General features: G+C 60.4%; 18 protein-coding genes. 10 read left to right on the top strand and 8 right to left on the bottom strand.

The window, feature by feature from the left end; genetic code table 11:
• The first annotated feature begins 79 nt into the window (after window positions 1-79).
• The 4 genes from ACK3CV_RS16665 to ACK3CV_RS16650 all read left to right on the top strand — a co-directional run bounded on the left by ACK3CV_RS16665 (window position 80) and on the right by ACK3CV_RS16650 (window position 4,097).
• Complete coding sequence (locus ACK3CV_RS16665) at window positions 80-910, top strand: alpha/beta fold hydrolase (protein ID WP_164140939.1); 831 nt, start codon at window positions 80-82, stop codon at window positions 908-910.
• Between the two features lie 9 nt (window positions 911-919).
• A complete protein-coding gene (locus ACK3CV_RS16660; protein WP_033635204.1) occupies window positions 920-1,345 on the top strand; it encodes a DoxX family protein in 426 nt (141 codons plus the stop codon).
• On the top strand, window positions 1,338-2,948 hold the full coding sequence (locus tag ACK3CV_RS16655) for an MFS transporter (protein WP_164140937.1): 1,611 nt from the start codon (window positions 1,338-1,340) through the stop codon (window positions 2,946-2,948). Before ACK3CV_RS16660 ends, ACK3CV_RS16655 begins: the two co-directional genes overlap by 8 nt.
• 96 nt (window positions 2,949-3,044) lie before the next feature.
• Complete coding sequence (locus ACK3CV_RS16650) at window positions 3,045-4,097, top strand: NAD(P)H-dependent flavin oxidoreductase (protein WP_164140935.1); 1,053 nt, start codon at window positions 3,045-3,047, stop codon at window positions 4,095-4,097.
• Between the two features lie 116 nt (window positions 4,098-4,213).
• Here the strand turns inward: ACK3CV_RS16650 and ACK3CV_RS16645 are convergent, their stop codons facing one another.
• From ACK3CV_RS16645 to ACK3CV_RS16620, 6 genes are all read right to left on the bottom strand, one after another.
• Window positions 4,214-5,596, bottom strand: a complete 1,383-nt coding sequence (locus ACK3CV_RS16645; RefSeq protein WP_164140933.1) for a serralysin family metalloprotease — start codon at window positions 5,594-5,596, stop codon at window positions 4,214-4,216.
• 502 nt (window positions 5,597-6,098) lie between these two features.
• Window positions 6,099-7,385, bottom strand: coding sequence for an alginate export family protein (locus tag ACK3CV_RS16640; protein WP_489009879.1), 1,287 nt, complete (start codon window positions 7,383-7,385; stop codon window positions 6,099-6,101).
• Window positions 7,386-7,429: 44 nt separating this feature from the next.
• On the bottom strand, window positions 7,430-8,227 hold the full coding sequence (locus ACK3CV_RS16635; protein ID WP_154892312.1) for a VOC family protein: 798 nt from the start codon (window positions 8,225-8,227) through the stop codon (window positions 7,430-7,432).
• A 586-nt stretch (window positions 8,228-8,813) separates the two neighbouring features.
• The gene (locus ACK3CV_RS16630; protein WP_164140931.1) at window positions 8,814-9,173 is read right to left on the bottom strand and encodes a DUF805 domain-containing protein; all 360 of its coding nucleotides are present in this window, start codon (window positions 9,171-9,173) and stop codon (window positions 8,814-8,816) included.
• A 113-nt stretch (window positions 9,174-9,286) separates the two neighbouring features.
• Window positions 9,287-11,482, bottom strand: a complete 2,196-nt coding sequence (katG, locus tag ACK3CV_RS16625) for a catalase/peroxidase HPI (RefSeq protein ID WP_164140930.1) — start codon at window positions 11,480-11,482, stop codon at window positions 9,287-9,289.
• 259 nt (window positions 11,483-11,741) lie between these two features.
• Window positions 11,742-13,166: a coniferyl aldehyde dehydrogenase gene (locus tag ACK3CV_RS16620; RefSeq protein WP_239504628.1), complete on the bottom strand. Its 1,425-nt coding sequence runs from the start codon at window positions 13,164-13,166 to the stop codon at window positions 11,742-11,744.
• Window positions 13,167-13,365: 199 nt separating this feature from the next.
• On the opposite strand from ACK3CV_RS16620, the gene ACK3CV_RS16615 reads away from it, so the two are divergent.
• On the top strand, window positions 13,366-14,196 hold the full coding sequence (locus ACK3CV_RS16615; protein WP_043147674.1) for an alpha/beta fold hydrolase: 831 nt from the start codon (window positions 13,366-13,368) through the stop codon (window positions 14,194-14,196).
• Window positions 14,197-14,263: 67 nt separating this feature from the next.
• Here ACK3CV_RS16615 and ACK3CV_RS16610 read toward each other — a convergent pair whose 3' ends face one another.
• Both ACK3CV_RS16610 and amiA read right to left on the bottom strand, forming a co-directional pair.
• The gene (locus tag ACK3CV_RS16610; RefSeq protein WP_223479895.1) at window positions 14,264-15,235 is read right to left on the bottom strand and encodes a porin; all 972 of its coding nucleotides are present in this window, start codon (window positions 15,233-15,235) and stop codon (window positions 14,264-14,266) included.
• A 135-nt stretch (window positions 15,236-15,370) separates the two neighbouring features.
• Window positions 15,371-16,201 (bottom strand): N-acetylmuramoyl-L-alanine amidase AmiA, encoded by an 831-nt coding sequence (gene amiA / locus ACK3CV_RS16605; RefSeq protein WP_164140928.1) that lies wholly within the window; start codon window positions 16,199-16,201, stop codon window positions 15,371-15,373.
• Window positions 16,202-16,534: 333 nt separating this feature from the next.
• On the opposite strand from amiA, the gene ACK3CV_RS16600 reads away from it, so the two are divergent.
• The 5 genes from ACK3CV_RS16600 to ACK3CV_RS16580 all read left to right on the top strand — a co-directional run bounded on the left by ACK3CV_RS16600 (window position 16,535) and on the right by ACK3CV_RS16580 (window position 21,250).
• A complete protein-coding gene (locus ACK3CV_RS16600; protein WP_033654931.1) occupies window positions 16,535-17,905 on the top strand; it encodes an MFS transporter in 1,371 nt (456 codons plus the stop codon).
• A gap of 16 nt (window positions 17,906-17,921) precedes the next feature.
• The gene (locus ACK3CV_RS16595; RefSeq protein WP_230203780.1) at window positions 17,922-18,320 is read left to right on the top strand and encodes a hypothetical protein; all 399 of its coding nucleotides are present in this window, start codon (window positions 17,922-17,924) and stop codon (window positions 18,318-18,320) included.
• Window positions 18,321-18,366: 46 nt separating this feature from the next.
• Window positions 18,367-19,443: an ABC transporter substrate-binding protein gene (locus ACK3CV_RS16590; RefSeq protein ID WP_202637324.1), complete on the top strand. Its 1,077-nt coding sequence runs from the start codon at window positions 18,367-18,369 to the stop codon at window positions 19,441-19,443.
• A gap of 63 nt (window positions 19,444-19,506) precedes the next feature.
• Complete coding sequence (locus ACK3CV_RS16585) at window positions 19,507-20,496, top strand: FecCD family ABC transporter permease (RefSeq protein ID WP_230199927.1); 990 nt, start codon at window positions 19,507-19,509, stop codon at window positions 20,494-20,496.
• Entirely contained in the window at window positions 20,483-21,250 is a 768-nt protein-coding gene (locus tag ACK3CV_RS16580; protein ID WP_043147669.1) for an ABC transporter ATP-binding protein, read from the top strand. The genes ACK3CV_RS16585 and ACK3CV_RS16580 overlap by 14 nt, the downstream gene beginning before the upstream one ends.
• The last annotated feature ends 16 nt before the right edge of the window (window positions 21,251-21,266 follow it).

Raw genomic sequence — 21,266 nt, 5'->3', positions numbered from 1 at the left:
TTCCGTTATCACTGCCTTTGCGCCTGCCGTACTGTTACCCGGTACAAAATCCAATTCAATACCGAGCGGGGAACACGTCATGAGCATCCTCACCGCGCCCGATGGCGCGCGCATTTTCTATAAGGATTGGGGCCGCGGCCAGCCGATCCTGTTCTCCCACGGTTGGCCGCTGTCCGCCGATGCCTGGGATAACCAGCTGCTGTTTTTTGGCCAGAGCGGATTCCGCGTGATCGCCCACGATCGCCGCGGCCACGGCCGTTCGGATCAGACCTGGCACGGCAACGACATCAACCAATACGCCGACGATCTGGCCCTGCTGATCGAAACGCTGGATCTGCGCGATCTGATCCTGGTCGGCCACGCCATCGGCGGCGGCGAAGTGGCGCGCTACATCGGCCGCCACGGCAGCGATCGGGTGGCGAAGGTGGTGCTGGTGGGCGCCGTGCCGCCGCTGATGCTGCAAACGCCGGTCAACCCGGAAGGCGCACCGATGGCGGCCTTCGACGGCATTCGCAGCGGCGTGGCGGGCAACCGCTCGCAGTTCTTCAAAGATCTGGCGGTGCCGTTCTACGGTCTCCACTGCGACGAGGTGGAGAGCAATGCGGGGCTGATCGACCACTTCTGGCTGATGGCCATGCAGGGCGGCATGAAAGGGCAGTACGACGGCGTGAGCGCGTTCTCCGAAGTGGACTTCACCGCCGATCTGCTGGCGATCGACAGGCCGACGCTGCTGGTGCATGGCGACGCCGATCGGATCGTGCCGATCGGCGCCTCGGCGCTGAAAGCCGCTAAGCTTATGCAACAGGCGGAGCTGAACATTTACGCCGGCGGCGCTCACGGCTTGGCGCAGGTCGATCCCGATCGCTTCAACGCCGATCTGCTGGCCTTTATCCAGAATTCGCCGTTCTAAGGGGGCGCGATGAACCTGACTGCTATCGCCGCGCGCTGCGCGCAGCGGCTGCATGCGCCCGCGGTGCGCTGGCTGCTGCTGCTCGCCATTTGCGCCGCCTACATCCAGGGCGGGTTGGTTAAGGCGCTGAACGTCGAAGGCGCGGTTGCCGAGATGACCCACTTCGGCCTGCAGCCGGCGGCGCTGTTCGCCGTGCTGGTGACGCTGCTGGAACTGGCGGCATCGGCGCTGATCCTGAGCGGCTTTTACCGCTGGCTCGGCGCGTTGGCGCTGGCCGGTTTTACCCTGATGGCGACGCTGATGGCCAATCCGTTCTGGCAGTTCGACGGGGCGGAGCGCGGCCAGATGATGAACGGATTTTTTGAACACCTCGGGCTGGCCGGCGCGCTGTTGCTGGTGGCATTTAACGATTTGAAGGAGCGAACGGATGGCTGAACAGACGGACAACAAGGCGGCGGCGGGCGGCTTCGCGCCGCTGAAAATCCCCTTATTTGCGGTGCTGTGGGGCGCCACGGTGCTCGGCAACGTCGGCAGCTTTATGCGCGACGTCGCCAGCTCGTGGCTGATCACCGATCTGTCGAGCAACCCCTCGGCGGTGGCGCTGATGCAGACCGCCGCCACGCTGCCGGTGTTCCTGCTGGCGATCCCGGCCGGGGTACTGTCGGACATCCTCGATCGACGGCGCTTTCTGATCTTCGTGCAAATTCTGCTGGCCTGCGTCAGCGGCAGCCTGTTGCTGCTGTCGCAGACCGGTGCGCTGACGGTGGAATACCTGCTGGCGCTGACCTTCGTCGGCGGTATCGGCGCGGCGCTGATGGGGCCGACCTGGCAGGCGATCGTGCCGGAGCTGGTGCCGCGCGCCGAGCTGAAAAACGCCGTGGCGCTGAACTCGCTGGGCATCAACATCGCCCGCTCCATCGGCCCGGCGGCCGGCGGCCTGCTGCTGGCCAGCTTCGGCGCCGGCGCGGCCTATGGTGCGGACGTGATGAGCTATGTGCTGGTGATCGCGGCGCTGCTGTGGTGGAAGCGGCCGAAGGCCGAGGACAGCGGCCTGTCGGAACACTTCTTCGGCGCCTTCCGCGCCGGCCTGCGCTATGCCCGTTCCAGCCGCGAGCTGCACGTGGTGCTGCTGCGGGCGGCGGTGTTCTTCGCCTTCTCCAGCTCGGTCTGGGCGCTGCTGCCGCTGGTGGCGCGCCGCATGCTGGGCGGCAGCGCCGGTTTTTACGGCGTTCTGCTGGGGGCGGTAGGCGCCGGGGCGATCCTCGGGGCGATCGCGCTGCCGCGCCTGCGCCAGCGGCTGAATGCCGACGGGCTGGTGTTGCTGGCGGCGGTGCTGACCGCCGTGGTGATGGCGGCCCTGTCGCTGGCGCCGCCGCAGTGGCTGGCGGTGGTGCTGCTGTTGGTGCTGGGCGCCGGCTGGATTATTGCGCTGACCACGCTCAACGGCGCGGCGCAGGGCGTTCTGCCCAACTGGGTGCGCGGCCGCGGCCTGGCCATCTACCTGATGGTGTTCAACGGCGCGATGGCGGCAGGCAGCCTGCTGTGGGGGCTGGTGGCGCAGGAGCTGGGCGTGGCCGCCACGCTGCTGGTCGGCGGCGTCGGCCTGTTGGCGGCGGGGCTGCTGTTCCACCGCCTGCGTCTGCCGACCGGCGAAGCCGATCTGCAGCCGTCGAACCATTGGCCGGAGCCGTTGGTCAACACGCCGGTTGAGAACGATCGTGGCCCGGTGATGATTCAGGTGGAGTACCGCATCCGCGAACAGGATCGGCCGCAGTTCTTGCGCACGCTGCTGATGCTGGAGCGGGCGCGTCGCCGCGACGGCGCTTACGCCTGGGGCATTACCGAGCACACCGGCGATCCGGAATGCATCATGGAGTGGTTCCTGGTGGAGTCCTGGGCGGAGCACCTGCGGCAGCACCAGCGGGTGTCGCACGCCGACGCCGATCTGCAGCAGGAGGCGCTGCGCTTCCACATCGGGCCGGAGAAACCGGTGGTGCATCACTTCCTGTCGCTCGACCGGCATCAGGTGAAGCATTAACTGCACGGCCAGGCGGTGAGAAGGTGCTATGCTTTTGGTCGGTTCGGCGGCGCGGCCGCCGTAAGACGAATGTAGTCAGCACAGGGAGACACATTGATGACGGCACCTTCTGCTTTTGCCCGCGAGCTTGGGCTGCGCTATCCGATCGTTCAGGGGCCGATGAACGGCGCGTCGCCGCCGGCGTTGGCGGTGGCGGTGAGCAACGCCGGTGCGCTGGGCTCGTGCGCGGCGGCGCTGTTTTCCCCGGCGGTGATCCTCGAACGGGTGCAGCAGATCCGCGCGCAGACCGCCGCGCCGTTCAACATCAATCTGTTTCTGCTCGATGAGCAGCACCCGGATCTCGCCGAGCTCAAGCGTGCCCAGCACCTGCTGCGGCCGTTCCGCGAAGCGCTGGGGCTGAGCGAGCCGCCGATCCCCACCCAATTCGCCGAAAACAACCGTGACCAGATCTCGGCCTTGCTGGAGGCGGCGCCGCCGGTGGCCAGCTTCACCTTCGGCGTGCTGCCGCGCGCCACGGTCACGCAGTTCAAGAAGGCCGGCTCGCGGGTGATCGGCACCGCCACCACGGTGGCGGAAGCCCGCGCCTGGGAAGAGGCGGGCGCCGACTTCGTTTGCGTCTCGGGCTCGGAGGCGGGCGGGCACCGCCCGACCTTCCTCGGCGATATCGAACAGTCCTGCGTTGGCCTGATGGCCCTGCTGCCGCAGGTGGTGGCGGCGGTGAAGATCCCGGTGATCGCCGCGGGCGGCATCATGAACGGGCGCGGCATCGCGGCTGCGCGCTTGCTGGGCGCGCAGGCGGCGCAGCTGGGCACCGCGTTCCTGTGCAGCCCGGAGTCGGGCATCGCCGAAGCCTGGCGGGCGGCGCTGCGCAACGCCGGCGATGACAGCACGCGCCTGACGCGCGCCTTCAGCGGCCGCCCGGCGCGCGGCATCGTCAATGATTTCATGCGGCAGATGCGCGCGGAAGAGGCGCAGATCCTGCCTTATCCGGTGCAGAACGCGCTCACCGGCGATATCCGCCAGGCGGCGGCCAAGGCCGGTCGTGGAGAGTTTATGTCGCTGTGGGCTGGGCAGGGCGTGGGCCTGGCGCGGCCGATGCCGGCGGCGGAGCTGGTCGCCACCCTGGCGGCGGAACTGGAGGCGGTGTGACATCGTCTGCGCGATTTATTGCTCTGACAGTGTGGAAATCGCGCAAAAAATCGCCAGGGTAATGCCTGAAAAGAGATAAACAGTCCGGCGTTCGCGCCGGACTGCGGGTTTCTTGGCTAGACGAGAATATCGGCGGAAGCGTCGACCTGCCCAACGATTTTAACCAAGAAATCAGGCTGGTTATGACCGGAGAGATTGATCGCCAGATCGGTGACATTCTGCTGCGAGTCATAATTCAGCGCCGCTTCATACAGCGAGCCGCTTAAATTATCGACGAAGTGCAACTCGCCCCCCTCGGCCTTAACCGTCTGGTTGAGCCACGACAGATCGATTTTATCCACCGCCGTTTGGAAATCACGGATCCAGTCCGGCGCGGCGGCCTGGCTGTCGTCGGCTGCGCTGAAGACGAAGGTGTCGGCGCCTGCATTGCCCCAGAGCTGATCGGCGCCGTCGGCACCGTAAATGATGTCGTTGCCTGCACCGCCTTTTAACGTATTGTTCAGTGCGTTGCCCACTAAGATATCGGCGCCGCTGCCGCCGATGATATTTTCAATCTGCGCGCCATAGGCGATGGCGATATTCGCCTTCAATCCGCCCACATCTGAGAATGCGCCTTCGTTAATGTTGATGCGCTGATCCTGGCTGTAGCCTGAAAAATCCAGCGTGTCGTTGCCGCCGGCATCCCAGATAGCCGCCACGATTTTGTTCGTGGACGCCTTAACGCTCAAAAAGTCTCGATCCGTATTCGAGTTGAAACCATAAGTGGTATCACCGGTGCGCGTGGTGGTGTTCGCGCCGTACAGCTTCTGAATGGCGGTAATATCATCCAGCTGCGGCCCCGAGGGCCATACGCCTTTATAGTCGGCGCCGGTGTTTTGTTCACTAAAATAGCTCATCAAAGAATATTGATGGTCGTCCTCATAATATTTCGCCGAGTTGGTGTAGGTGGGGTAGGTCGCGTTGGAGGCATCATAGTTTCCGGGATGGGAGAGCCCGAGCGCGTGCCCTATTTCATGGGTCAGCGTATCCCTGGCATAGTTATTGGTCTGCGGATTCGAAGCGTCGTAGCCTTTGTTGCCGCTGATCCAGATGGTGCTTTTCAGGTCGTTTTGCGTACTTTCATAGGAGGTGTAATTGCCTCCGCTGGCCGCCTTATAAAAACCAAACTTTATATCAGCACTTTTGGCATCGGTGCCTTTGACCTCGGTGAAGGTGATATTGGCCACGTCTGACCAGGACTGCAATGAAAGCTTGGTTTGGGCCTGTTGGGCGGCGGTAAGCTGTGCGGATCCTGGCTTATCGCTGTCGGTATACACGGGGAAAGAGTAGGTTATTGTTGCCGCATGGTCAGTCACGCCTTTGCCATTGGCGGAATAATGGCTCCTCAGCAACAGATCTGAAACCTCTTCCGTGGCGTATGAAGGCTTGCTGCTTCCCTCGCGATCGCCTCTTTCATAATCGGTTAAATAATCTGAGATTTTATCGGTAGCTAATGACATATCAAACTCCTTTGGACGTTGACAATATTGCACCTAACGCTCTATATGCTCGTACACAGGTTTGAAAATAGGGTGGGGTTATTGGGTTATCATTGGCTTGCCTCCTTGGTCTGGCTTGAATATCGCACTCAAGCGGGATATGTCCTTATCATTAATCACGGTGAGGAATTAATGGCGCGCAATGGTTGGCTGAAAGCAGTATAGGCATAATTATTTTATTAATGAGTTATTCTTATATGAATCTTTTACATAAGATATGTGTAAAAGGCGTACTTAAATAACCAGGTGGAATTAAATCTTTATTTAATATTACTCTGTAATAGGCTCGTGGAGTTTACGTAACTGATTTATCTTTTTGCTTTTCATTAATTTTCATCTGTAAATGGCGGCGAGTAGCCACCATTGCCGCAATGCATATAGGCGGCTACACGCCGGCGAACGTCATTAATTGAGTAAGGGATTATTAAGGGCGTTCGCGTACACCGATTAACGTGCCTGATAATTAAAAGCTGTAGGTGCCCTGCGCCAGGATGAAGTTCATGTTTTTCAGCCCGGCATGCTGCTGCAGGCTGTGGCCGACGTCGAAGTAGACATAGGCCACCTTGAACTGAAGATCGCTGCGTGGCGTCCAGATGGTTTCGACCTGATACTGATTGCCGATAAAGCGCGAGCCTTGCGCGCTGCCCTTCACCGGGCGCATCGGCCCGAGGTAGAAGGCATCCTCGCGGCGTTGCCGCCACAACGCGTCCCAGCTGAAATCGATGGACAGGGTTTGCCACGGCGTAATCGTGACCGAAGGATGAATGGCGATCAGGTTAGCCGGCGCCACCAGCCCGTTTTCGGTCAGGTAGGGCAGCTTGGGGTACATGGCGTTAAAGGTATTGAGCTGCCCATCGTGACCGTTTTTATCGCCGCTGGCGATGCCAATCTTGCCGCCAAAGCGCGGCTGCCAGCGCCAGTCGCTCATCCTATACCCGGCGTGCGCCGACGCCGACCAGGCGCGGATGTTGCGCTGTTCTGCGCTGCCGAACTGCCAGGCGGCTTCATTATCCCAGTCGAACCCCTGCGCTGCGCCGAAAATGCGCGCGCCGACGGTATAGCGCCGCTCTTGCCCGCTGAGCTGCGCGTAGTGGGCGTCGTTATCCTCAAAGCCAAAGGTGTAGAGATCGAGCGAGGACGCCAGCGCTGCCAGCGGCGTGGTGCCGTACAGCCCCCACACCTTTTGGCTGTTGTCGGTATCGTCGTCGAAACTGCCGGTTTTGAGGGTGACGGGGTGGCCGATAAAGGCGTCGAGGCGGTTCTTATCCTTGGCCCAGCTGGCGCGGATGGCGTCGAAAGAACGACGCACGTTGGGGCCGTCGCGGGTGCCCATCAGGTGCAGCGAACCCAGCGCAATCTCCTGGCGGCCGGCCCGCAGGGTGCCGAGGCCGTAGGCGGTGGGCAGTTTTAAGTCCACATAGCCCTGGCCGAGATAGGCATGATCCTCGTCGGTCGGCTTGCGCCCGCGATCGCGCGGCGTGGCCAGCGACGATCCCACCTGCACATAGGCGCCGACATAGTCGCCGTAGTCGAGGCGCGCGCCAACCAGCAAGCGCTGCATGAAGGTGTCGTCGCGTCCGCCGTTCAGATCGCGTTGATCCGTCCATTCATAGCGCTCGCGCAGCGAACCGTCGAAAGACAACGTGGCCGCATCGCCCAACGGGATGTTTTTCCAGGGGGAAGCGGCGGGCTCCGCCGCCAGCGCGGGGAGCGTGGAAAACAACAACAGTGCGGGTAGCGTGCGTTTCATCATGGATATCCGAAGAAAAAAGCGCGCCACAGCGCGCCTTGGGTTTATTTAGCCGTCTGGTGAATTTCGGCGATATAGCCGCCGGGGAAGCTCACCAGCGCCGAGGTGCGGCGCTCCGCAGCCGTCGAGCGCCACAGCACCTGCGCGCCGCTGGCCGTCGCTTTGGCCAGCGTGGCCGGCAGATCGTCGACGCCATAGCCGGTGCGCTCATGGCCGAACGGATAAGGCAGATGCCCGTCGGTGACGAAAATGCGCGTTTTGCCGAAGCGCGAGTCCAGTTCGATCTGGCGGATCTTGCCGTTGCCGTTACGGCCGATCGCCGCATCGCTGACCTGTTCGTCGCTCACCACCATGGCGTGCGAGAACGCCTGGTAGCTTTTCATGAAATCGTCGACGCGGTAGGCGGAGAGATACAGGCGGTTTTCCGGCACGCTCAGCAGCGGCTTGTAGTTGGGCGCCTTGGTGTGCCAATAGAGCTGCATGTTGACGCCGCCGGGCCACTGGATCACCGCGTCGCGGCCAATCGGATCGTCGAAAGGCGCAACCTGCACATCGGCACCGGCGGCCCTGGCCTGGCGGATGGCGGCGTCCATATCCCTGACCAGAAAACCGTTGCGCTCGGCGCCGAACGGGTGCGGGATCGGCGTTTTGAAATCGAACACCGAGAAGCTGCCGGCCGGCGTCAGTATCAGCTGGGAGTAGGTTTCGCTGGGCGTGGGCGTGACGTTGACCAGCACGCGTTCGGTGCGGGTGCCGCCGAAGGTTTTCAGGATGCTGTCGACAAAGGCATCCATTTTGCCGCGTTCGACGTAGACATGGGTGGTGTCATATTGCGGCCCCACGGCAAGAGACGCCGTATCGGCCGCCCATGATACGGCAGGGAGCAGCAGCGCAAGGGCTGATATCCTCAGCCGACGAGAAGAAATACCGATAATATGTTGCATGATGACCTCCAGGTAGCGGTTATTTTCCTGAGTGAAGCGTGATTTCCTATGAGCTTTCCCGTCGGCTGAAAAATAAAAACTAAAAACGCAATGCGCGTCGTGAAACATTAAATAAGGGCGACGTTCTAGCGCCTAAGCGAATATCACGCAGGTGCAGAACCTCTCTTTTTATTAGCATAAAAACGGTGGGGTGCCTTTGCCGGCTAAGCCCGCTGTCGCTAAGGAACGGCGAGGGTCATAAGGCCCGCCTCGCCGCGCGCTGAGGCGAATCGAGGATAATCCATAACGGTGTTCTCCTGGATGGGATATATCGCATTAGCCAGCTGAGTTTACGGTCTTCATTGCCGTCTAAATATAAATACAGCATTAAAATAATTGCCGCCCATCAAATTTTTATATGACTTGTTGAGTAAATACGAATAAGCGGGTAAAGAGAATATCGCGGCGCCAGCCATGGCTCGCCGAAGCAGGCCGTTGAGGGGGCTTACGCCAGGTTTGGGCGATCCTCGTAAGGGTTATTGATGTTCTTAGCGGGAAGGAACAGCGCGAAGAACAGCATTACATAGGGTGTGAAGCAGAACCATGTCAGGCACCAACCACCGGAGTAACCCGCATCATGCAAACGGCGCACATTGGCTGCTAGCATGGGGAGTAAAAACGCCGCAAGCGCGAAAATGGAAATTTCATTCACCTTGCTGGCGATAACGGCGAGATAAAACAGAAACCAAACGTGCTGGCACAAAAGCAGCATTGAGTAAGGCCCACGGCTTTCGCGGCCTGAGTAGGTGAAGGTCTTTTTGTAACTGCTGAAGAGCGGGTGAGCGTTGTCCGATGTCTGTATCATGCCATCTCCTTGGCTGCGGTTAGCCAACGTTAGCACGAGATTGCGATAAAGATATGCATCAATGATTAAAAAGCCCGCCGACATACCGTGGCGGGCTTTGTGCTGTCGCTTAGTTACGCCAAATCGAAACGATCGAGGTTCATCACTTTGTTCCAGGCGGCGACGAAGTCGTGGGCGAACTTCTCCTGCGCGTCGGCGCTGCCGTAGACTTCGGCCAGCGCGCGCAGCTGCGCGTGTGAACCGAACACCAGATCGACGCGGGTGCCGGTCCATTTGACCGCGCCGCTGCGGCGATCGCGCCCTTCGAACAGGCCGTCCTCACCCACCGGGTGCCAGGTGGTGCCCATGTCGAGCAGGTTGACGAAAAAGTCGTTGGTCAGCGCCTGCGGCCGCTGGGTGAATACGCCGTGCGGCGTGCCGCCGACGTTGGCACCGAGCACCCGCAGCCCGCCGACCAGCACCGTCATTTCCGGTGCGGTCAGGGTCAGCAGCTGCGCCTTGTCGACCAGCAGCGTTTCGGCCGGCACGCGGTATTTGCCCTTCAGGAAGTTGCGGAATCCGTCGGCGAGCGGCTCCATCGCTTCGAAAGAGTCCACGTCGGTCTGCTCCTGCGAAGCGTCCATGCGGCCCGGCGCGAACGGCACCGTCAGGGTGAAACCGGCGTTCTTCGCCGCCTGTTCCACGCCTGCGGCGCCGGCCAGTACGATCAGATCCGCCAGCGAGACGCGCTTGCCGCCGGCCTGCGCATCATTGAAGGCGCGTTGGATGCTCTCCAGCTTGGCCAGCGTTGCGGCGAGCTGCGCAGGTTGGTTGACCGCCCAGTCTTTTTGCGGTGCCAGGCGAATGCGCGCACCGTTGGCGCCGCCGCGTTTGTCGGAACCGCGGAAGCTCGAAGCGGAAGCCCAGGCGGTGGAGACCAGTGCCGATACCGGCAGGCCGGAAGCCAGCACGGCGTTTTTCAGCGCGGCGATGTCCTGCTCGTCGATCAGCGGATGATCGACCGCCGGGATCGGATCCTGCCAAATCAGCTCTTCCTGCGGCACTTCCGGGCCGAGGTAGCGAGGGCGCGGCCCCATATCGCGGTGGGTCAGCTTGAACCAGGCGCGGGCGAAGGCGTCGGCCAACTCTTCCGGATGCTCATAGAAGCGGCGCGAAATCTTCTCGTAGGCCGGATCGAAGCGCAGCGACAGGTCGGTGGTCAGCATGGTCGGGCGGCGTTTCTTGTTCGGATCGAAGGCGTCGGGAATGGTTTCACCGATGTCTTTCGCCACCCACTGGTGCGCGCCGGCCGGGCTTTGGCTCAGTTCCCATTCGTATTCGAACAGGTGGCGGAAGAAATCGTGGTTCCACTGGGTTGGGGTGGTGGTCCAGGTGACTTCCAGGCCGCTGGTGATGGCGTCTTTGCCGACGCCGGTACCGAAGGTGCTGTGCCAGCCGAGGCCCTGCGACTCCAGCCCGGCCGCTTCCGGATCGGCGCCGACGTTAGACGCCGGACCGGCGCCGTGGGTCTTGCCGAAGGTGTGGCCGCCGGCGATCAGCGCCACGGTTTCTTCGTCGTTCATCGCCATGCGGGCGAAGGTTTCACGGATGTCGCGCGCGGCGGCCACCGGATCGGGGTTGCCGTCCGGGCCTTCCGGGTTGACGTAGATCAGGCCCATCTGCACCGCCGCCAGCGGGTTCTCCAGGTCGCGGTCGCCCGAGTAGCGGCTGTTTGGCCCGCCGCTCAGCTCCAGCCAGATCTTCTCCGAGCCCCAGTAGACGTCGTCCGGCTCCCAGGTGTCGGCGCGGCCGCCGGCATAGCCGAAGGTTTTGAAGCCCATCGATTCCAGCGCCACGTTGCCGGTCAGGATAATCAGGTCGGCCCAGGAGATGTTGCGGCCGTATTTCTGTTTGATCGGCCACAGCAGGCGGCGCGCCTTGTCGAGGCTGACGTTGTCCGGCCAGCTGTTGAGCGGGGCGAAGCGCTGCTGGCCTTCGCCCGCGCCGCCGCGGCCGTCGCCGATGCGGTAGGTGCCGGCGCTGTGCCAGGCCATGCGGATGAACAGGCCGCCGTAGTGGCCGAAGTCCGCCGGCCACCATTCCTGCGAGTCGGTCATCAGGGCGTGCAGATCCTGTTTGACCGCCGCCAGATCGAGACTGTTGAAGGCATCGGCGTAGTTGAAGTCTTTATCCATCGGATCGGACAGGGGGGAGTGCTGATGCAGCGGTTTCAGGCTGAGCTGATTAGGCCACCAATCCTGATTGGTGGGGCCGTTCTGCGGTGCGGGCTGCTTGCCGCCCGAAAACGGGCATTTGCTTTCAGTTGTCATAATGCGCTCTCTGCTTCCGTAAGGGTGCTCCAGCCGCCGGGCGTGGAGCGGTTAACAAGGCATGCGGGTAAGGCTTGCGTCGGGTGTTGCGCTAAATAACTGAACTCAATGGAATCACATCGCCCCGGCCGCTAACGGGCAAAGGGCGACTCATGGCTAAGCTTAGTCAGCGGCGGCGGAGAGATAAAATAGGAATGATTGAATACTGTGATAGCTTGCGGCGATTCATGGCTGTGTTATTGATAGCCAGCGCGGCGCTCTATCGGCGCCGCAGCATCACCTTGAGTACCGCGTCCGCCAGCCTGCCGAACGGCGCGCGCAGCAGATCGGTGAAGCGCCAGCGGCTTTGGATGAAGACGCCCTTGGCATGGCTCAGCGCCCGGAATCCTTCGATGCCGTGACAGGCCCCCATGCCGCTGGGGCCGATGCCACCGAACGGCAGATCGTCCTGGGCAAAGTGCAGCAGGGTGGCGTTGACGCTAACGTTGCCGGAGGTGGTGCGCGCCAGCAGCCTGTCCTGCAGCATGCCGCCTGGGCCAAAGTAGTACAGCGCCAGCGGGCGCGGCCCGGCGTTGATAACGTCGATCGCTTCATCAAAGTCGGCGTAGGTGCGCACCGGCAGCAGCGGCCCGAAGATCTCCTCTTGCATGATCCGGCTGTCGTCGGGGGCGCCGACGATCAGCGTGGGGGCGAGGGTTTTCGGCCGTTCCACCGCCGAGTCCGGGCGGTGGCCCACCGGAACGATCCGCGCGCCCCGCGCCTGGGCGTCGGTGAGCAGATCCTGCAAACGGTGGTAGTGCCTGTCGTTGATGATGGCGCCGTAGTCATGGCTCGTCGGCCCGTCGGGGTAAAACGCTTTGACCGCCGCGTCGTAGAGCGCGATGAAGTTTTCCACATCGTCCTGATGGATCAACAGGTAATCGGGTGCGATGCAGGTTTGGCCCGCGTTCGACAGCTTGCCGAACGCCACGCTCTTGACGGTTCTGGCGTTAACCGCGCCGGGCGCCACCACGGCGGGGCTTTTGCCGCCCAGCTCGAGCGTCAAGGGCACCAGATTTTTACCGGCCGCCTGCATGACCTGACGGCCGATCGCCGTGCTGCCGGTGAACACCAGGTGATCGAATGCCAGCTCGCTGAACCCGGCCCCGACGTCCGGCCCGCCGGTCACCACGGCGACCTCATCGGCGGGAAACAGCGCCGCCAGCATCGTTTCGATAAGCTGGCTGGTGTGCGGCGTGAGCTCCGAAGGTTTCAGCATCACGCGGTTGCCGGCGGCCAGGGCGGTGGCCAGCGGGATGAAGGTCAACGAAAACGGGTAGTTCCACGGCGCCATGACGCCAATCACGCCCTTGGGTTGATACTGCACGTAGGCGCGCCCGGGCTGATACGGCAGGGCGACGTGGCGGCGTTCCGGCTGCATGAAGCGCTTCAGATTGCGCAGCAGGTAATCGATCGCCTGCACGGTGACCAGGATCTCCAGGATGTCGGTTTCGTAAGGCGAGCGGTGGCCGAAGTCTGCGCTGACGGCCGCCGTCAGCGCGTCGCGCTGGGCCAAAATGGCGCTCCGCAGGCGGCGCAGGGCGGCCTTGCGCTGAGCGATCGTCGGTGCGCCGTCGCGCAGGAAGGCATGACGTTGGGCGGCAAGCCGTTGCTCCATCGTCATGAGGATGTCATCTCCCTGCACTTGAATTCTCCTGATGCCGAGTGAAAGCGGGAATGCGGTTTGCCGAATCGTGTTTGACCTTAAAGTGAACGTTAAACCTATACTCGTTAAACGATCAACGCAAGATCGTCGGCCAACCGGGATGAGGGAGCCAGAGATCCCGGCGCCGCGCGCAGTATAAACCTTCTTTTTTAACCAAAGTGTAAATGGGAGAAACGACATGGGTTACGTAACGACCAGCGATGGCGTCGAGATTTTCTACAAGGATTGGGGCCCCAAAAACGGCAAGGTTATCTATTTTCACCACGGCTGGCCGCTGTCCAGCGATGACTGGGATGCCCAGATGCTGTTCTTCGTGAACAAAGGGTTCCGAGTGGTTGCGCACGATCGCCGCGGCCACGGCCGCTCCAGCCAGGTGTGGGAAGGGCACGACATGGACCACTACGCCGATGACGTCGCCGCGGTGGTAAAACACCTGGGCGTGCAGGGCGCGATGCACGTGGGCCACTCGACGGGCGGCGGCGAGGTGGTGCGCTATATCGTGCGCCACGGCGAGGACAAGGTATCCAAAGCGGTGCTGATCAGCGCGGTGCCGCCGCTGATGGTGAAAACCGACGCCAATCCGCAGGGCACCCCCAAAGCGGTGTTCGATGATTTCCAGGCGCAGCTGGCCGCCAACCGGGCGCAGTTCTATTACGACGTGCCCGCCGGTCCGTTCTACGGCTATAACCGCCCGGGCGCCAAACCGTCTGAGGCGATTATCTGGAACTGGTGGCGCCAGGGCATGATGGGTGGCGCCAAGGCGCACTACGACGGCATCGTCGCCTTCTCGCAGACCGATTTCACCGAAGATCTCAAGAAGATTGCCATTCCGGTGCTGGTGATCCACGGCGACGACGATCAGGTGGTGCCTTATCAGGATTCCGGCGTGCTGTCGGCCAAGCTGGTGCAGAACGGCACGCTCAATACCTATAAGGGCGCGCCGCACGGCATCCCGACCACCCATGCCGATCAGGTCAACGCCGATCTGCTGGCGTTCGTGAACAGCTAAAGACTCAACGCGTCGCGAGCCTCGCCCTTCACCGGGCGGGGCTTTTTATTGGCTGCGGGAGAGCGGATCACCAATGATAGCTGATGCCCATATCGAGCTTGTCCGAGGCATCGACGCCGGGCGTGTGCTGCGAAAGGTTATTGAATTCATAGTTAATAAACACCTGCATATTGCTGTTGAGTAACCAGGTGACCCCCAGCTCCTCATAGTTCAATAAGTCCATGTTCCGGCCTGCCCGGGTCTGTATCAAACGGGTATAGCCGATGTTGGGTTGGATGTGGTCCGTCAGCCGATATTTGGCGAGCGCTTCATAACTTGACGCCGAACCGCGGTTAGCGGTTTGTTGCGGGCTGATGGCGTTGTCGCTTTGGGTGAACACGGCCGCAAGATAGATTTTTTTCGACGCATAGAGAACCCCTTCGGCCAGCGTATCGATGCGCCGGCGATAGCCGGCGGCGCGTTGTTGCCGCTGCGTGGTTTGAGACGCCGAGGCGGCGGCGATGAGGCTGAGCGTCGGCGTCAGCGCATAACGGAAGGAGAGGCCGAATCCGTTGCCGTTTTGTTTGCCCGGCGTTTGCCGGTCGTCGCCGTCTTTGAACTGATATTGCAACGCGAGTGCGGCGCGCCGCTGAAACAGGCTGAAGGGGCGGCGGTAAGTGAGCAGGTTACGCGCCCGGCCGCGCATAAAATTGTCGATGTAGTTGTAGGCCATCTCTCTAAACAGCGGAGAGCGATCGGTCAGGGCGGTCACATCATAGAGCACGCCCCAATTGCGGCCGATATCGAGGCTGCCGAAGGTTGCGTTTTGCACCCCAATATAGGCGAGTCGGGTGCTGTTGCGAGTCGCGTCGGCGAAGCTGACGGTATATTCCCAGTGGGCGTAGGCCCGCCAGCGCGGCGCGATCTTTTTTTTGCCTATCAGGCCGAAATAGAGGTAGCTGCGGTCGCCGTCGTCGCGCGCGTTTTGGCCGCTGTAGCGTCTGGCGATAATCGTGCCGTAGAAATTCAGGCTGTTTTGCTGCGACCCCGTCAACGACACGGCGAAGGCGCCGCGTGGTAATAGGGCCAGCAGGGGGAAAAGCATGCTCGCCGAAAAATAACGCGGATTGCATTTTATCATGATGACACCGTCCCTGTGCGCGGCAAGCCCGTGAGCTTGCCGCCTCGGCGAAGCTTAAGCGTGCGTTTCGCGTTTAAAGTAGCTGACGATCCCCTGAGCGATCGCCGTGGCAATTTTATTTCGGAATGCGGGGGTGCCGAGCAGCCTTTCTTCCTCAGGGTTGGTGATGAAAGAGGTTTCCACCAACACGGAAGGAATATACGGGGATTTTAAGACCACGAAGGCCGCCTGTTCGGTATTTTTGGCATGCAGATGATGAATGGGCGCAATATGTTGAATCAGGTGCGAGCCCAGCGTCAGGCTTTCTTTGATCGTTTCCGTCTGCTCCAAATCAAACAGTATCTTCTGCAAATAGCGGTCTTTCTTGATGACGTTAGGGCCGGCGAGATCGTCCGCCGCGTTTTCACTGTTCGATAAGTATTTCGCCATCGCGCTGCTGGCGCCTTTATTGGAAAGCGCAAAGACCGAAGCGCCGCAGGCGCTGGGGCAGGTAAAACCGTCGGCGTGGATGGACATGAAAAGATCCGCACCGTGCCGGTGCGCGATCTCCACCCGATCGTAAAGCGGAATAAAAACGTCGCTGTCGCGCGTCAGGCGGGCATCGATGCCGTGTCGATCGAGCTGTGCACGCACATTTTTGGCGATCGCCAGAACGACATGTTTTTCCAGCGAACCGGTGTGGCCAATGGCACCGGAGTCGATGCCGCCATGACCGGGATCCAACATGACCAGGAATCTTTTTCGCGCCCCCTGAGGTTTGGGGCGCGGCAGGCCGTGGGCGTGAGCCCGCGGGGAAGCGGCGCCGTTCAGCGCCAGGGCTGCCAGCCCTGCCAACATCATTCTGCGGCGAGATAACCGGGTGTTCAAAAGGTCCGTCTTAGCCATAAGGTTAACCAGCATAAAAGGAAAAGGTGTTTTTGTTATAACATAACAATTTCACGCGCCAGCGGGGTTGTCTGTTAGCGGCTGTTACTTTTAATGTCATTCCTTAAATTCACTGGTTTTTATACTGCATTTATTTTGTTTATTGAATATTCGTATTGCTATTAATTTGTTTTGTATTTGTTAATTCTTATTTTGACACACTATTTAATCTAATATTTCAAATGAGATTTATTCTCCTCTTTAATTGATATGTTATAACGTAATTACTAAAACGGATAAAAAACGGGGTCTTTGCCGCCGGCATGAAGTCACTCACGTTTTTGGAGCGTTAACATGACTTTTAAACACCAGGAAAAAGAGACATTAAATATATTCGCCGTTCTCGCCGTCTCGTTAAGCACGGTTATCGCCATGCTCGACAGTACCATCGCCAACGTGGCGCTGCCGGTGATCGCCAAAGATTTCGGCGTTTCCGAATCGGCCTCCATCATGATTATTAATGCCTACCAGTTTGCCGTCGTGGCCTCTTTGATGCCCTTCGCGGCGCTGGGGCGCGCGGTGGGCAATAAAAAAATCTTTATGGCCGGGGTGGTGCTGTTCGCTTTTTCATCCCTGGGCTGCGCGCTGTCCACGACGCTGGAGATGCTGACGGCATTCAGGGTGATACAGGGCTTCGGCGCGGCGGCGGTGCTCAGCGTCAATGCGGCGCTGATCAAGGAGATATACCCGGAAAGGCTGCTTGGGCGCGGCCTGGGCATAAACGTGATGGTGGTGTCGGTTTCCGCCGCCGCCGGGCCATCCATCGCCTCGGCGATACTTTCTCAAACGAGCTGGAACTGGCTGTTTACCATTAATGTTCCCATCGCCTGCCTGTCGCTGCTGCTGAGCGTGATATTCCTGGGTTCCCGCGAGCGGCGCAGCGTTGGGTTCGACAGCGGGGGCGCCCTGTTGGTGTTTGTGCTGTTTATCGCTTTCTCGCTCAGCACCATGAGCATGACCACTCACCATCTGCCGGCGGCGGCGCTGAGCTTTGCGGTATTCGCCGGGCTGGCCGGGTTGCTGTATATCAATCAAAAAAGAAAGGCTGACGCCGCGCTGATCCCGATCGCGATGCTGCATAACCCGACGCTGTCATTGTCTTTGCTGATGTCGATGCTGTCCTACAGCACCCAGCTTTTGGCCTATGTTTCGCTGCCTTTTTATTTTCACAACGTTCTGCAAAGAAACGTGGTGGAAATCGGTCTGTTGCTGACCGCCTGGCCGCTGGCCACCATGGCGTCTTCGCTAATTTCCGGCGATTTGGCCAAGAAGTACGATCCCAATCTTGTTGCCCTCTCGGGCCTTGCCTGTCTGCTGGCAGGCATGCTGCTGATGGCCAATCTGCCGAGCGATCCGTCGAATGGGGCGATCGTATGGCGCGTGGCGCTGTGCGGCATCGGTTTCGGCCTGTTTCAATCACCGAACAACCTGTTGATCATGACGTCGGTCTCCCATGAAAACAGCAGCATCGCCAGCGGCCTGTTGGGCAGTTCCCGGCTGATTGGGCAAATCGTCGGTTCGGCGTTGGTGGCGATTTTCTTCAACATGCGGGGTGCGCAAGCGACGAACATCAGTTTAATGGCGGGGGCGGCATTCTCGTTCCTTTCTCTGGTCGTGAGCTATATGCGCTTCAAGTCCGCCGTTACGTTAAAAACCAGTAAATAGAAGCACGAGGTTTCCCATGCGATTTATCCCATTAGTGCCGTTGGTTATCGGCATGGCGGCGTTTTCCCTTGCCGGCTGCACGACCTACCACGACGTGGCGTTGCAACAAAAAGAGACGGGGCTCAATAGCCAATATTACCTGCTGCAGCCGCCGGTCTATGTCGGCGACCGGTTGAAATATGGTCTGAAGGACGGCAGCGGCGGCGAGTTGACGGTGGCTAAGATTGAACCAAAAGACCTGGTCGCCGACAGCGGAAAAATCATTCCCCTGTCGCAGCTCTCTTTCCTGCAACGAAAAGACCTTTCCACAGGAAAAACCGCCGCGTTGGTCGGCGGCGGCGCGGTCGCCACCACGGCAATCGTCTTTGTGGCCGGGATAACCATCATGGCCGCCGGCATCGCCGCGTCGGCCTAATGCAGCCCATCGCCGCACGCCACCGAGCGTGCGCACAGGAGGCATCATGTGCGTCACAGTGAAATTTATCGCCACCGCGCTGCTGGCAATATTCGCCTTGCCGACGGCGCCTTGCGCCAGCGGCAGTCAGCCGGCGGCGGCCGAACGGCCGCAGAGCGCAGCGGTGCAAAAGTTGCCTGGCCACTATCAGCGGATCGTCATCACCGGCAACTGCCCCTTCGGCGTGATCCTGGCGAACGAGGCGGCCTACCGGCACGTCGTCGGTGTGGGGCCCTGGGCGTTCATGCATGCCGATATGCATGTGTTGAAGGACATGAAGCCTGACATCGGCAGGATCACCTCCGCCTTCATCAATAAGGACTACCGGGTCAACATGGAGTCGTTAATGAATCTACGGCCCGACATTATTTATTACTACGGCAAAAGCCAGGACGATCGGCTGGAAAGGGCGGGCGTGATGACCGTCGATCTGGATGCCGGCGGGAAGACAAAGTACCAACCGATGGTCACCCAGATGTATTGGGAAAATACCTTCGCCGACACGCTCGGCCTGCCGCGCACGCACAAATTCAAAGACGCCTGGGAAAAGACCCTGAAGCAGATCCGCCCCTATGCCGCAGCCATCCGCGCGCAGCACGTCAGGGCGTTGTATCTCGAAGAAAGCGACGGCAGGCAGCTGAAGGTGAGCGGCCCGCATACCTACGGCGACACCTACCTGAAAATGGCCGGCATGGACAACGTCGCCGGGGATTTACCGGTGAAAGGGGATGCCGGCAGGTACATCAACGTTTCGATGGAGCAGATCATGGCCTGGGACCCGGATGTGATTTTCGTGGTTTTCGGCAGCGCCAAAGCGCTGCTGCACGGGGGGATCCCCGGCCAGGCCTGGGAGACGCTCAGGGCGGTAAAAAACGGCAAGGTTTTCTCGACGCCGGTGGGCATTCATAACTGGGGGGGCCTGTCGGCGGAAACGTCACTGCTGCCGCTGTTTATGATCAACCGCTATGCCCCTGAAGACATTAGCGACAAGACGCTGCGGGAGGAGACGCGCCGCTATTATCAGACGATGTTCTCCTATGCGATCCCGGACCGTTTGTTGGATGAGGTGCTGGCACAGCGCTAGCACCACGGTTGAATTGCGTTAGTGGGTTGGAGGAGCTTGGGGATGCCGGGCAGAGGAAAATATATGGCGATCATGGTAGGGCTGTTTTTAGCCTTGTGTGTGGTTGCCGTCGCATCACTGTTTGCCGGCCGTTACGCCTTGTCGGCCCATGATGTGCTGCAGATTTTATGGCAGGGGAACATGCCGGGGGAAAACCAGGCCCACTATTCGGTGATTTTTAACCTGCGTGCGCCGCGGGTGGTGGCGGTGATGCTGGTGGGCGGCGGGTTGGCGGTCGCCGGCGCGACCTTTCAGGCGGTGCTGAAAAACGCGTTAGCCAGCCCGGACGTGCTGGGCACGTCTTCCGCCTCCGCCTTTGGCGCTGCGCTGGGCATTTTATTGAGTTTGCCTTTTGCCCTGAGTTCCCTGCTGTCGTTTCTTTTCGGCGTGGTGAGTTTGTTGCTGGTGCTTGGCATTTGCCGCCTGAAACGCCGGCAGGATGCGCTGACGACGATCCTGTCCGGCATGATTACTGCGTCGGTGTTTATCGCGTTTGTCTCGGCCATCAAATATGTCGCCGATCCGCAGGATACCTTGCCTGCCATCGTCTTCTGGCTGATGGGCAGCTTCGCTTCGGTGGCGAAAGCGCAGGTCTATTGGCTGATCCCGCTGTTTGCGGCGTGTTACCTGACTATCTACCGACTCAGGTGGAACATGAACATTCTCTCGCTGGGGGACGACGAGGCGCGCATTGCCGGCCTGAATCCGCCCCGGCTGAAGATCCTGTTGCTGATCGCCGCCTCTCTGCTGGTTTCCGCCTCGGTGAGTTTGGCCGGCGTGGTGGGGTGGGTTGGCTTGGTGATCCCCCATTTAGTGCGAAGCGTGCTGGGATATAACCACGGCCGTCTGATCCCAGCATCGGCGCTCGGCGGCGCGTTGTTTTTGCTGGTTATCGACAATATTGCCAGAGGCGCCACCTATACGGAAATTCCAATCGGCATCCTGACCGCGCTGATCGGCGCGCCGCTTTTCGCGGTGCTTTTTATTCTGGGGAATCGATATGATCACCGCTAGCCGGCTAGCCTTTGGTTTCAAGGGGCGGGAGCCCATTTTCGACAACGTCAGCTTCGAGCTTAAGCGCGGCGAGATCCTCAGCGTGCTGGGCCCGAACGGCGCCGGCAAAACGACGCTGCTGAGAAATATTGCGGGCCTGTGTCGACCCAGCGCCGGCAGGTGCGAGATCGGCCGCGTCGATAATCGAGAGGCGCGCCTGGCCTACGTGCCGCAGGCGAAGGCGCCACATTTTTCCTATGGCGTACTCGATTTTGTCACTTTCGGCTGCGCCCGCCAGGCGGGATGGTTCGCTGGGCCGCGGCGGCAAGATTTCACCAGGGCGCAGGCGGTGTTGCACGCGTTGGAGATCGCGCCGCTGGCGCAGAAAAATATCAACCAGATCAGCGGCGGTGAACTGCAGATGTGTTATTTCGCCAAGGCGCTGGTGGCAGATCCCGACGTCATGATCCTCGACGAACCGGAATCGAATCTGGATTTTTACAATCAGGCCAAAATGATCGAGATGCTGTGGCGCCTCGCCAAAGAGCGGCAGATGACGATCGTGCTGAATACGCATTTCCTCAATTACGCCGAACGCATCTCCGACAAGTGTTTACTGATGGCAAAACGGCAGTCGCTGTTTGGCGTTAAAAGCGCAGTGCTGCAGGAAGATATCCTGGAGCGCTATTTCCGGGTGCCGGTCAGAAAATGCCGCTATGAACACCAGGGCGCCAGCGAAGAAACCTTTATTATCGCTCTACGCAATCTCGCCTGAGTTTCGGCTGCAAGGA

The organism is Serratia sp. TSO36, from assembly GCF_057808395.1.
Note: the sequence above shows the minus strand (reverse complement) of the source record. Positions and strands in the feature narration are given on the sequence as shown.